This is a genomic window from Paenibacillus radicis (ex Xue et al. 2023) (assembly GCF_024722015.1).
Lineage (GTDB): Bacteria > Bacillota > Bacilli > Paenibacillales > NBRC-103111 > Paenibacillus_S.
The window spans coordinates 273,463-287,557 of record NZ_JANQBD010000009.1; the positions used below are offsets into that span (position 1 = coordinate 273,463).

Consider the following 14,095-nt stretch of genomic DNA (forward strand, 5'->3'; position numbering starts at 1 on the left):
CTTGCCATATTATCTATCTTATCGCGGGTTCAAGCCAGACACTGGATTTAACTTCTTACTAAACAATGCGCTAGTAGCGCGGTTTTACAAGACTAATGTGCTTGATTTAACATTGTGCATGCCGAACTTAACCCTTATTTTTGCATGGTTACTACAAGATAGCTTGGGAATATAACTCGCTTAGAAGGAAAAGGAAATTATGCATAGGGCTTCCACAAACTGGACAACCTACTTTTGACAACATGAAAGGAGGTAAATCGATGTATACACAACAACAACAACAGCAACAGCAGCAACAAGGAAATATGGTCAGCTCCAAAGAACTGGCATACATAACAGACTGCTTAAAAAATGAGGACCTGCTGGCCAAGCTGGCCGTACAATCCGCAGCCGACAGTCAATCCCCTCAGTTGAAGCAGGTACTGATTCAGCTTGCACAAGACCGTCTGCAGCATACGGATCAACTTCTTAGAACATTGCAGCAGCAATCGCAATTGACCCACTAATCGCACAGGAGGTGCAGCTATGTATCAGCAAACACTTACCAACTCATATAATCAGCAAAGTAATCAAACTCAGAATACACAGCTTAAAGAGCAGGACTGGGGTAATTTGGTGCTGTCCGAATTAAAGCGAACGGCGCGTGAGTATACAACCGCTGCTTTGGAATCATCGCATCCCGCCATTCGCCAAACTTTCCAGACGATTGCACAGCACACGATGCAGGATCAGGCGGAGCTATTTACGGTATTGTCTCAGCTAAGTGGTTACGGTCCGATTAAAGCTGCGGATCAGCAGGAAATTCAGCAAGAGCTTCAACAGCAAATTCAAAAGGCGGAACAGCTTCAGTCTTTTGTCCAACAATCGCTGCAGAGCCATTTTGCGGGAGCAGGCGGATTCCAGCAGCAGCAATATGTTAATACCGCTTTCCAGTCCTCGCAGCCTTATCAGCAGTCGACTCAAGCGCCGTCTTACCAGCCATACACTCAATCCCTTCCGGCACAAGGCAGCCAGGGACAGAGCTATGGACAAAGCTATAGCCAAGGCATCAGCAGCACTCCGGGCTTCAATCAGAACTTTAATCAAGCCATCCATAACTCCGGACTCGGTTTTTCGCAAAATACGAATACCGGGTACAGCCAGAATCAATCATCCGGCTCACAAAGTGAGGCTAACGATTATTCGGGTGCGAAGAGCTCTTTTACTGGAGGGCAAGATTTCAGCAGCTCCTCAACGGCTAGAATTGGCCAAGCGTCAATCTCGGCTACGGCTAATCAAGATTACAACACAAATAAGTACAGCAGCAGCGCGGATACATCCTTCTCCAAAAACGCACAGGATACATTTAGCTCGTCTACGGGTGCGCGGGGCGGTAACAGCTTCAATTGGCACGGGTCCGATGAGAATGAAAACACTTTGACATCGGCATCTTCTCAGAATCAGAACCGATCCGCTGAATCGACGGGTAAAAGTTTTATCTAACATTGGGATTTCCAATACGACAAACGATACCCCCTTGCCTATTGCAGGGGGGTATCGTTGTTGTAGACTGTCGGATAGTTCGAAGCAATAAATGATAAATAAAAAAGATAAATTTTTAATAATAAATTAGGTCCAAATGACTAATTCGGGACTTGAAAATAACGATTTAGCGTGATAATATTTATCTAAAATTGCTGTAAAATGTCGAATTTAGTCGAAATATGGATTTGCTGCAAAGGATGATGCCCGAGCACACCAACCAACTAGCCAACTAACCAGAAGAAGACCGGTGGATTTATCGAGTAAGGCGTACGTAGAAATCATTTGCGGCAAAACAACTATTTTACAGAGGGTGATACTATGAAGTGGTTTATGAACTTGAAGACGTCGGTAAAATTAATTTCCGCATTTGTAACCGTAGCAATTATTGTAGCCATTGTCGGAATGTATGCGATTTCAAATCTGAACATGATGAACAACAATATCCACGAAATGTATAATAATAATCTTACATCGATCCAAAGGTTATCGTCCGGGTTAAATAGCTATCAAAATGGTCGTGTTGCAGCACGTGATATTAGCTTGGCTGCTACTTTGTCGGATAGAGATAAACTGCAGACAGATATTCAAACATACATAAAAGAAATACAGGAGCAAATAGAAGTTTACCGCAGTACGAAGCTTACTCAACCCGAAAAAGATCAGCTCAAAAATTTTGATACTGTATTTACGGCTTATTTGAAAACGCTGGAGACTGCCATGAAGCTGGCTGACAAAGAGGACAAAACGGATTATATAAAGTTTCAAGGCTCGGAGTTAACAGCCGCAGGAACTAAGGTCAGAGAGAGCTTAACAAAGCTGATAGATATTAATGTGAAGCTGGCTGAAGAAACGAACACACAATCCGCTGAAGCTTATGCGTCTGCACGAATGATGACAATCATTATAGTTATTGCAGCCTTTTTAATTAGTATATTGATGGGGTATGGGATAGCCCAATCGATTGCGCGGCCGCTATCTCGTATTGTAGATTTGGTGGCGAAGGTGGCTCACGGCGATCTGCAAGAGAAAGCCAACATTGATACGAAAGATGAGGTAGGACAATTAGCTGCTTCTATTAATCAAATGATCAATAGCTTGCGCAATCTTATTGGAGGCGTTATACAATCCTCCCAAAGCGTGGCGGCAGCCTCTGAGCAAATTTCTGCAAGCACACAAGAAATTGCTGGGAGCAGTACGAATCAAGCTCATTCGGCCCAATCCATTACGGAATTGTTTAAAGAGCTGAGTGTGGCAATTAATTCGGTTGCCGAAAGCGCTGAACAAGCTGCTGAATTATCGAACATAACGGTAAAGACAGCAAATGAAGGTGATATTGTCGTGCAAGCATCCGTAGTGGGTATGCAGGCTGTAAGTCAGACAATGGCCCGCTTGGAAGAGGATTCTTTGAAAATAGGCGACATTATTGAAGTTATAGACGATATTGCCGATCAAACCAATTTACTTGCGCTGAATGCAGCTATAGAAGCGGCTAGAGCAGGCGATCAAGGCAGAGGGTTTGCTGTGGTAGCCGATGAAGTCCGCAAGCTGGCTGAGAGAAGCAGCGAAGCGACCAAAGAAATATCGTCCATCATTAAAGTTATGCAGTCTAATACGAAACAAAGTGTAACGGCTGTTACAGACAGTGTGACTCAGTCCTCACAAACAAGCGTTGCCTTTCAGAATATTATCAGAATGGTGAATGATTCCTCCCAGAAGGTAAATGAGATTGCGGCGGCTTGTGAAGAAGAAGCTGCGCAAGCAGCCGAGGTTATGCAATCTGTAGAATTAATATCCGCTTCCAGTCAGGAATCGGCGGCAGCGTCGGAAGAAACCGCAGCAACTTGTCAGTCGCTGGCGCAGCTTGCGGATGAACTTAATTCCTCCATTTCCATTTTTAAAATTTAACTATGCGGATGTGATCCTATGGCAACGGTACAACAGGACCAATACATTGAGATGACTGTCGGAGCTGAAGCTTACGCCGTCAGAATTGAAGAAATTCATGAGATCATCAAGATGCAGACCATCACTGAAATCCCTCACTGCAAACAGTATGTGAAGGGCGTAATTAACTTAAGGGGAAAGGTTGTCCCCATAATCAGTTTTCGGAATTTGTTTGGTTTGCCTGAACAGACGTTTACCAAGTCTACACGCATTGTGGTCGTTAAGCACCAGGAAGAATCGGTTGGAATCATTGTGGACCAAGTGAACAAAGTAACTACATTTGCTGATATTCAGCCTCCGCCTGAACATGTAGCAGGCGTAAGCGGAGCCTATTTTCTGGGGATTGGACTTCGGGAGCAGAAGTTGGTCGGTATTTTAAAACTGGATGAAGTGCTGCTGCGCGACTAAAAGGAGGCGGATACTAATGGAAGACCTATCAGCCTACCGGGAAGCGTTTATTGAAGAACTGGTGGATCAGCTTGAACGTATGGAGCAAGATTTGCTTTCTATGGAAAAGGACGCGTCGGAAGAAATAGTTCAATCCATTTTCCGTTCCGCTCACACCATTAAGGGCTCTTCAGCTGCCATGGGCTTTGAGGAGATGAAATCTTTAACTCATGAGGTTGAGCATTTGTTGGATATGGTTAGGGGAAACAAGCTTGAGGTAGATCCCCGTCTTATTAATTTGCTGTTTGGTGCTTTGGATGTGTTGAAAGCATTGCGGGATGAATATATGCGGGGCCATACTTATTCGGATATTTCCAAACTGTTATACGACCTTCAGAATTTCACCAAAGGTACAGAAGTTCTTCTACCCAAATGGAGGAATTTGCCGGAGCTTACCTTGGAACAATCACTGCGGCTGGAGGAAGCGGTGGAATCAGGGCTGCGCCTGTTGAAAATCCAGCTAAGTCTGGCGGACGATTGCCCCATGAAAGCCGCACGCTTCCATCTGATTGCTCAAGAAATATCTGCCCAATACGGAGCTATTATTGTATCGGAGCCATCTGCCTTATTTAAACAAGAAGGAGCAGCAGCGGAAGATGGCTATTCGGAATCCGTATTTTTGATAAGCACTTCTCTGGATATTAAAGACGTGCAGAATCAGGCGTCAATCCTAACGGATGTCAGGTTGGCTAAGGTGGAATCCTACAAACAGCCGTTAAGTAAAAAGGAGAGCCAGCCTTTGCCTGGCCCTAAGGAAACCGTATTAGAAGAAAAAAGTAAGCAGGGGCCGCAAACTATTCGTGTGAGTGTAGAGCGGTTGGAGCATCTTATGAATCTGGTGGGAGAACTGCTTATTGACCAGACCTCTCTCTCCCAGCTTAAGCAGTCAGTGTCTCATAGGTTTGCGAACGAAGAATTTGTGGAGAGACTTAGCGACATAACGGATCATATGTCCAGTATCGTGGAAGAGCTGCAGGAAAGCGTCATGAAAGCACGAATGCTGCCAATCGAGCATCTATTCAACCGTTTTCCGAGGATGGTTCGGGATCTCTCCCAGAAGCTGGACAAAGAAATCGAGTTAGTGTTAGAAGGGATGGAAACGGAGCTCGATCGGACGCTCATTGAAGAAATAGGGGATCCCTTAATTCATCTAATCCGCAATGCGGTTGATCACGGTATTGAATCTGCAGAGACACGCTTAAGTAAAGGCAAGAGAGCCAGAGGCCGTGTCCGTTTAAACTCGTACCATGAGGATAATCAGGTTGTTATTACTGTAGAAGATGATGGAGCGGGGATCATTCCAGAGCGTATTAAAGCTTCTGCTTTGCGCAAGGGGATCATCTCGGAGGAGGAAGCGGGCAGACTCTCTGATCACAGCGCTATGTATTTAATCTTCCAGCCGGGATTCTCGACGGCGGCTTCAGTTAGCGAGGTGTCCGGCCGGGGTGTAGGAATGGATATTGTCCGCAATCAGATCGAGAGACTTAATGGACTAATAGATATTCAGTCCACTCCCGATGTAGGTACTTGCTTTACAGTTCGCATTCCGTTAACACTTGCTATTATTACAGGTCTGATGGTGAAGGTCAGCGACCGTGATTTTGTAATCCCAATGAATAACGTAATTGAGATTGTCCGTGTTCCTATGGAAGAGATTCAGACAGTACAAGGGGAGAGCGTCATTGTAATCCGCAATCAGGTTATCCCTCTTGTATGGTTGTGTGATGCTCTTCACTATTCAAAAGGGGAGCTTCACAGTAAATTCATCCCTGTTGTAATAGTGGGCTCAGCAGAAAAGAAGCTGGCAGTGGCGGTTGATGAGCTGATGGGAAATCAGGAAATTGTGATCAAAACGCTAGGGACATTTCTGGGGAAAATTCCTTTTATCGCTGGAGCTACAATTCTTGGGAATGGTCGGGTTGCCCTGATTTTGGAAATTGCTTATTTAATTCAAAGGTTAAAAAAGGATAAAGCTAGAGCGGTCGTATAATAGGGGCGCTTGTGGCGGCTGCGTACATGTTCTAATTCATTTAAAAATGTGGTTCTTACTCTTGCGAATATTCAAGAGTAGGGACCTTTTTTGATAATATCAGACTTAATAAGTTTTCAGCGGAGCTGAAGAAGTCTGATATTGCAAGAAAAGCTACAATAAATACACGAATGTATCTTCCTTGAAAGGGCTTCGATCAGAAGCTTTTCTGAAGATATAAGAAAGTTTAAGTGCCTTACAGCACTAAAGTAAAATACCGTTTCTGATATAAGTTTGCCGAGGGTACCCTATTATCTCGCAAGACAAGCTGCCCTTAAGATTGAATGTATCTTCAATGAAAGAATTTCGATCAGAAAGCTGTTCGAAGGAATGAAAAATGAGCGAGTAACCTGCCTACCTTGCTTAGATTGAGCTACACTAGAGCTTAAGATCTTGAATGCACCCCATGATCAAGGGGGATTTTTATAGGGATAAGTGGCGATGAGCCCTGGAGGATTTTGTACGGAACGGATAGTTCCGTTATTCCGTCTGCCGCCTCCAATTTGGGGCGATAGCGGAAGTGGAAATTCCGTTATGTTGGCCCAATTGGAGCATTTATGCACAAAAACAGAGTGATAACGGAACTGGCAGTTCCTTTATCACTCTGCTTTTTGGACTTTTCAGGCGATAAAGGAACAATTACTTCCGCATTGCCCTCAACTTTCATGGATGCAGTACTGGCGTATTGTTTAGATGCAGGGGATATCTTCGCTAAAAGTATAGCGATGCTAACTGTACATGGAACACCTGCAGGGGAGTTCAGTGCTATCAATAACGGCTCGAAGACCGGCTTAGGGAAGTAAGGAAGCGGCGCAAAGCACAGAGTAGAACCGTAAGAGGGAACGGGTGTGGGATGGAGGAGCGATAGCGTTCGCCTTTGAAGTTCGGGTTCCTACCGCTATCAAACATAAATTCAAAGGAACACGACTTCAACAGCGACCGGAATCCCATACTCGATTCCCTCCCCACGCACAAACGTAGATTGTACACCAAGGACGCCGCAAGGCGTTTTTCTTATAATATCAGACTTTACATGTTTTCAGCGGAGCTGAAGAAGTCTGATATTGCAAGAAAAGCTACAATAAATACACGAATGTATCTTCCTTGAAAAGGCTTCGATCAGAAGCTTTTCTTATAGAATTAATAAAAACAGTAAGAGCAAGCGAGCATGAGCGATTCCAAGGTTATCTGCTCGACAGATGAAAGGATAAAGGATATCCGGCATTATGAATTAGCACATTTTTCCGTTGTTTCCCATTGATGAAAGAGAGTGTATAATGCGAAGGAGTGTTCCCCCAAAACAAATTTGACACAGATTCAGGGGTAGCTTAGACTAATTTTTAGAGAACAAAAATGATACGTCGCTTCATTAAAATAGAGTGACTAAGTATTGCTGGGAGGCACGGCCTTTTGTTATTGGATATGAAGCAATGGAAGCATGTCTTTAAGCTGGATCCTGACCGGGAGCTTTCAGACGATCAGCTGGACCGTCTTTGTTTATCAGGAACGGATGCAGTTCTGGTCGGCGGGTCCTCAGGTGTTACCTATGATAATACGGTTGATTTGCTTGCGAGAATCCGTAGATATGAAGTGCCTTGTGTGCTGGAGGTCTCCAATCAAGAAGCTATTGTCCCGGGATATGATTTATTTTTTATACCTATTGTATTGAACGCGCGGGATCCACAATGGATCGTAGGGCATCATCATCAAGCGCTTCGCGAATATGGAGCTATTCTGGATTGGCAGCAAGTAAGGACCGAAGGCTATATTATGCTGAATGGGGACTCCACTGCCGCCTTAATTACAGAAGCTGATACCCAGCTTGATACGAAGGACGTCGAGGCATACGTGCGAATGGCGGATCGGTTATTTCATTGTTCAATTGTTTATCTGGAATACAGCGGGGTGTTTGGAGATATGAACCTCGTATCGCGCGCCCGAGATTTGTTGCACAGCTCAAGGCTTTTTTACGGGGGCGGCATTGACGGTCCGGATAAAGCGCGTGAAGCAGCCAAGGCAGCCCATACCGTTGTGGTTGGAAATGTGGTTTATGAGCAGTTTGAACAGGCGTTAGCCACGGTGCAGGCAGTCAAATCCATTTAAAACGAATTCATTTTTACTACAAACACTCCATTCATTGTTTTATTAATAAACTCATATGAGAAACCGTTATCGAAGGGATTAGATATCATGAATGAAACCATCGATTTATTTGCATCTATAGATTCTTTGAATCCTCAGCAAAAGAAAGCTGTCGAGACAGTCGACGGTCCGCTTCTAATAATGGCTGGAGCGGGCAGCGGCAAGACCCGAGTGCTGACGCACCGGATCGCCTATTTAATTGCAACAAGAAAGGCTGCGCCATGGAGCATACTGGCAATCACCTTTACAAACAAAGCATCACGTGAAATGCAGGAACGGGTGAGCAAGCTGGTCGGCCCGAATGGCCGGGACATCTGGGTATCCACCTTCCACTCCATGTGTGTGCGTATTTTGCGCAAGGATATTTCCCGCATCGGCTTTACAAACAATTTCACCATACTTGATTCCGGTGATCAATTATCCGTAATTAAGAACTGCATGAAGGAGCTTAACATCGATGTTAAGAAGTTTGAGCCCAAAGCGGTTCAGGCCGCAATGGGTGGCTACAAGAACGAGCTGAAAACTCCGGAGATGGTTGAAAGTACAATCGGGGACTACTTCGATGGTGTCGTGGCCAAAGTGTACAAGCTGTATCAGAAAAAGCTGAGACACAACAACTCGCTGGATTTTGACGACTTGATTATGACGACGATACGTCTATTTAAGGAAGAGCCCGAGGTGTTGGAATTTTATCAAAACAAGTTCCAGTACATCCATGTTGACGAATACCAGGATACGAACCGTGCTCAATACATGCTTTGTTTAATGCTGGCGGACAAGCACAACCGCATATGCGTCGTCGGAGACAGTGACCAGTCGATTTATCGCTGGCGGGGTGCGGATATTAGCAATATCCTCAATTTCGAGCAGGACTATCCGAAGGCGACAACTATTTTATTAGAACAAAATTACCGTTCTACCTCCACGATTTTGAATGCAGCCAATAAAGTAATTGCTAACAATGCTGGCCGTAAAGCGAAAAATCTGTGGACGAGCAAGGGTGACGGAAGCAAAATACGTATGTACCAAGCTGATTCTGAGCATGAAGAAGGGTACTTTATTACAAGTGAGATTAATAAACATGTAGCTAGCGGCAAAAGATATGAAGATCATGCCATTCTTTACAGGACCAATGCTCAGTCGCGTATTATAGAGGAAATACTAATTAAATCGGATATTCCTTACCAAATCGTTGGCGGCGTCAAGTTCTATGATCGTAAAGAAATTAAGGATATCCTTGCTTACCTGAGGCTTATTTCCAACCCCAATGATGACATTAGCTTTGTGCGGGTTGTAAATGTACCGAAACGGGGCATAGGTGATACGACCGTTGAACGGCTGGCGGATGCAGCAGCACGCAGAGGCGTCTCCTTGTTCACAGTTTTAGAGGAAGTAGACGGCATGGAGATTGGAGCGAAGGCTAAGCATGCACTGGCTGACTTTCGCGAAATGATCGATAACCTGAACCGTATGGTCGATTATTTGTCTGTAACGGAATTGACCGAAAAAATGCTGGAGCTTACCCAATACCGGCTCGAGTTTCAACGTGAAAAAACGATTGAATCAACAGCGCGGCTGGAAAATATCGATGAGTTTCTGTCCGTTACGTTGGATTTTGAGAAGCGCAACGAGGACAAAACGCTTATCTCCTTCCTTACCGATCTGGCGTTGATTGCGGACATCGATTCGTTGAACAAAACAGAAGAGGATAAGGCGGACAGTGGTAATGCTGTCGTATTGATGACTATGCACAGCGCCAAGGGACTGGAATTCCCCGTTGTCTTTATTATTGGTATGGAGGAAGGTGTGTTCCCTCACAGCCGTGCCTCGAATGATAATGAGGAGCTCGAAGAAGAGCGCCGGCTGGCTTATGTGGGCATCACCCGTGCTGAGCAGGAGCTTTACCTCACCTGCGCCAGAATGCGCACCTTGTTCGGGCGCACCAACATGAACGCTCCCTCGCGGTTCCTTACGGAAATCCCCGAGGAGCTGCTGGAGCTGGCTTCGCCTGGCCGCACCATCGGCGGCCGCTCGGGCGGTGCCTCAGCCGGCCGTGAGAGCCGCTACGGCTCCACGGGCAGCTTCGGCAGCGCAAGTGCCTCGGCTCCCGCCTCCGGCGGCAGAACCGTCAGCTTCCGGGCCTCAGCGCCCGGAAGCGCAGCTCCAACCGGTGCAGCCCGGCCGGTTGTGGTAAGTGCAGGCGGCGCTGCCGCCGGATCGGTGCCCGAATTCAAGATGGGCGATAAAGTCGCCCATGGCAAGTGGGGCACCGGAACCGTCGTCGCCATGAAAGGCTCCGGCGACGACACCGAGCTGCAGATCGCGTTTCCTGCGCCTGTCGGAGTGAAGCGGCTGCTCGCCAAGTTCGCTCCGATTATGAAGCAAAGCTAGCAGCCCCGTAGTGGTTCAACACAGCAGTTGTATACTGTTTATTCGCCAATGCTTTTATTTAGGAGAGGACGGTTTTCTTTATGCAGGATGCCATTGAGGCTATGAAAGCCCTCATCGAAGAAATCAACCATCATAACTATTCATACTATACATTAGACCAACCGAGCATCGCTGATGCGGATTGGGATAAGCTGTACGACAAGCTTGTAGCGTTGGAGCGGGAGACGGGCGTGATTTTTCCCAGCTCCCCTACACAGCGAGTTGGCGATCAATTGCTGAAAGGCTTTGATGAGCATAAACACAGGGCACGTCTGTGGAGTTTGGATAAGGCGCAGAACCATGAGGAAATAATGCTCTGGCACAACCGTGTTCAGAAGCTGGTTAACGAGTACAATACCCAGCATCCCGAGGAGCAACTGCCTGCGCCAACCTTTGTCATGGAGCTTAAATTTGACGGCCTTACTTTAAACCTTACCTATGACCATGGGGTTCTGGTACAAGCGGCTACACGCGGTAATGGGACGGTTGGGGAAGGTATCTTGGCCCAAGTCAAAACAATCCGCTCTATTCCAATGGAGATAGCTTATCGCGACGGCATTGTTGAAATTCAGGGCGAAGGGATCATGAACTTGTCCGTTCTAGAGGAATACAATAAAACGGCAGTAGACCTTTTGAAAAATGCGCGCAATGCAGCAGCTGGTGCACTACGTAACCTTAATCCTAAGGTGACGGCATCGAGGAAGCTTAACGCTTATTTTTACAATGTCGGCTATACGGATGGCCTAGCATTCAAGGACCATCAGGAAATGGTCGAGTTTTTGCGGAGCAGCCGGTTCAGGGTTAGTCCGTTCATCCACTTCTATGATTCTATTGAAGCGGTTGTGCAAGAACTGGATAACACAGCCTCGATGCGTCACACGTTTGATTTTCTGATAGATGGCCTGGTATTGAAGGTTAACGATATGCGTACGCGCGAGGTGTTGGGTTACACGGATAAATTTCCGCGATGGGCTGTAGCCTTTAAATTTGAGGCGGAAGAAGCTGTGACGACGCTGCTTTCCGTTTCATGGGAGGTAGGCCGCACCGGTAAAATTACGCCTGTGGCCAAGGTGGAGCCGGTAGATATAGCTGGAGTCACCGTACAAAACTGTACTCTAAATAACATAGGTGATATTGAGCGCAAAGGCTTGAGGCATGCATTAGGCAGTCAAGTTTATATTCGTCGCTCCAATGACGTCATTCCCGAGCTTCTTGGCAAAGTAACGGAGGAGCAGGATGGTCAAGAGATTCCATTCCCTGAACATTGCCCTTCGTGCGGATCTTTGCTTGAGCTGAAGGGAGCACATTTGTTTTGTTTGAACAGACTGGAGTGTCGGCCTCAGCTGATTGGGAGAATCACGCATTTCGCCTCGCGAGACGCGATGGACATCGACACATTCAGCATTATGACTGCCGAACAGCTGTATCAAGAGCTGGACGTGCGGGACCCTGCAGATCTATATCAGCTGCAATTTGACGATTTAATCAAGCTGGAGCGGTTTGGAGAGAAGAAAGCAACGAAGCTGCTGGCTGCATTTGAGAAGAGCAAGCAATGTGATCTGGCTTCATTCTTGTTTGCGCTGGGTATTCCTAATACGGGGAAAACAACGACCAAGGTGCTGGCCGACCACTACCGCAGCCTGAATAAGCTGATGGAAGCTACACCGGAGGAGCTTATTACGTTGAACGATATCGGAGGCATTGTTGCTGAAAGTATCGTAGGCTTTTTCCGTGACCCCGTTATGCAAAGCAGTATAGAGCGTCTTATCCAGGCTGGAGTCAATCCCGTAAGTGAAGAAGCTCCGGTTATCGCCAATACGGATAATCCTTTCTTTGGCAAAACTATTGTGCTGACAGGGACTTTAACCTTAATGAGCCGCGATGAAGCGGGCAAACGGCTGGAAGCTATGGGTGCGAAGATTACCGGAAGTGTCTCGAAAAAAACAGACATCGTCATAGCTGGAGAAAGTGCCGGCAGCAAATTAACCAAAGCCCAAGAGTTGGGCATTCGTGTCATCGATAATGAGCAAGAGCTGCTGGAGCTACTAGGGGAGGCATAATGCCTCCCTTTTTCATCCGGGTAGAAAGTTTAAGTTCTTTGCAGCACTTTTAAGTGGGAATGCTCTTGCTAACTCCGTGTAAGTAATTCATGAAATGAGGACAGATGTTCAAGGATTGTTTTCATTGTAGAGGAGATCAGGATACTCTTGTGATTACTGAAAGAAAGACGTTAGATGGAAATTCTCCCGTTAATCCAACCTGGAAATCGTTTTAAAGCAAGCTAACTGGAAAAACTCCTGCTAATCAAAGCGAAAGGGATGAGATCAGCCCAGTTCTTTAGAATTAGCATGAGAAATTCCAGTGATAGGGCTTGGAATGCTATTTTTGGGAGAAAATAACGTGATAATTTCCTGATAATTGTGTGGGGTTCGCTGGATTTTTCCAACTCGTGCGAATCCCGGGTGCGCGTTGCGGCATGGCATGGCGGTCGATCGAGCCCCACGTGGCCACGTCATACTGTAAACGAACCACGAACCGTGCGCTTAATGCGCGTTGGAAAGCGGACTCATCACTGCTATTCGCTGGGAATACCCAAGAAGGGCTATCTCAAAAGGGTAAACCTAGTGAGTAAATGTATCCCATAGAATGTGTAAAAGGACTTAAGCTTGAAGATTCTTTTGCAATCGTGGATGGGCTGTTCCAAAATGAATTTTGGGACAACCCTTTCTTATTTTCACAAAAAAACACGAATGTATCTTCATCGAAAGAACTTCGATCCGAAGCTTTTCTTATGTGCTCTTTGAACATTCATTTTAGCGGTTCACTAATCGATAGGATATGTCCATTCGTTTTAAACGGTTTTTGCATAAATTCTTATTCCGATGTACATTCTTTAAAAGGGCTGAAAACTTAAGATCTGATCAAAAAGCAATGAATGCAATGAACCACCAAGTGGATCACATCCATCTGAATAGTGTTACCAATTGGCTTCGAGAGGGCTTTCTTCAAGGAAATAGAGGGGTTTATCTATAGAAAGAGGGCCATTTAATGCTGATTTGAAAATAATTGAAGAAAACAGTTGCAATTAGTATCGCATTTATGGTACATTACCACTTGTCGCCGCTGAGCCGGTGATGATTTATAAAGAACAAGCTCGAAAATGGAAATAAAAAAGATGTTGCAATATGCAGTCGTTTCTGATAAGATAAATTCTTGTCACGACAAAAATTGTGATATCAAATAAGAAGTGAAAGCTCTTTGAAAACTGAACAAATGATGGTTGAATGCCATAATGAATTACAATGAATTGCTAGTGTTTTTTGAGCTTAAGACAAGCTTGCGTTAAACGGTCCTTGTGGCCAACTTTAATGGAGAGTTTGATCCTGGCTCAGGACGAACGCTGGCGGCGTGCCTAATACATGCAAGTCGAGCGGATTTCACCTTCGGGTGAAGTTAGCGGCGGACGGGTGAGTAACACGTAGGCAACCTGCCTGTAAGACCGGGATAACTATCGGAAACGATAGCTAAGAGCGGATAGCTGGATGGAACGCATGTTCTGTTCATGAAACACGGAGCAAT

9 protein-coding genes and 1 rRNA gene are annotated in these 14,095 nt (G+C 45.7%); all 10 read left to right on the forward strand.

The annotated features are described in order from the left end of the window. Positions 1-260 precede the first annotated feature (260 nt). Positions 261-506, forward strand: coding sequence for a hypothetical protein (locus NV381_RS14720; RefSeq protein WP_258214042.1), 246 nt, complete (start codon positions 261-263; stop codon positions 504-506). Positions 507-525: 19 nt separating this feature from the next. After that, on the forward strand, positions 526-1,482 hold the full coding sequence (locus NV381_RS14725) for a spore coat protein (protein WP_258214043.1): 957 nt from the start codon (positions 526-528) through the stop codon (positions 1,480-1,482). 360 nt (positions 1,483-1,842) lie between these two features. Next, positions 1,843-3,429: a methyl-accepting chemotaxis protein gene (locus NV381_RS14730; protein WP_258214044.1), complete on the forward strand. Its 1,587-nt coding sequence runs from the start codon at positions 1,843-1,845 to the stop codon at positions 3,427-3,429. 18 nt (positions 3,430-3,447) lie between these two features. Further along, positions 3,448-3,876: a chemotaxis protein CheW gene (locus NV381_RS14735; protein WP_258214045.1), complete on the forward strand. Its 429-nt coding sequence runs from the start codon at positions 3,448-3,450 to the stop codon at positions 3,874-3,876. Positions 3,877-3,892: 16 nt separating this feature from the next. Beyond that, positions 3,893-5,905 (forward strand): chemotaxis protein CheA, encoded by a 2,013-nt coding sequence (locus tag NV381_RS14740; protein WP_258214046.1) that lies wholly within the window; start codon positions 3,893-3,895, stop codon positions 5,903-5,905. Positions 5,906-6,501: 596 nt separating this feature from the next. Then, positions 6,502-6,747 carry a hypothetical protein gene (locus NV381_RS14745; protein WP_258214047.1) on the forward strand — a complete coding sequence of 82 codons (246 nt, stop codon included), beginning with the start codon at positions 6,502-6,504 and terminating at the stop codon, positions 6,745-6,747. Positions 6,748-7,354: 607 nt separating this feature from the next. Further along, positions 7,355-8,047 carry a heptaprenylglyceryl phosphate synthase gene (locus tag NV381_RS14750; RefSeq protein WP_258214048.1) on the forward strand — a complete coding sequence of 231 codons (693 nt, stop codon included), beginning with the start codon at positions 7,355-7,357 and terminating at the stop codon, positions 8,045-8,047. An 87-nt stretch (positions 8,048-8,134) separates the two neighbouring features. Then, positions 8,135-10,477, forward strand: a complete 2,343-nt coding sequence (pcrA, locus tag NV381_RS14755; RefSeq protein WP_258214049.1) for a DNA helicase PcrA — start codon at positions 8,135-8,137, stop codon at positions 10,475-10,477. Positions 10,478-10,557: 80 nt separating this feature from the next. Continuing rightward, positions 10,558-12,576 (forward strand): NAD-dependent DNA ligase LigA, encoded by a 2,019-nt coding sequence (gene ligA, locus NV381_RS14760; protein ID WP_258214050.1) that lies wholly within the window; start codon positions 10,558-10,560, stop codon positions 12,574-12,576. A gap of 1,305 nt (positions 12,577-13,881) precedes the next feature. Continuing rightward, positions 13,882-14,095: ribosomal RNA gene (locus NV381_RS14765) — 16S ribosomal RNA — on the forward strand; the annotation flags it as partial.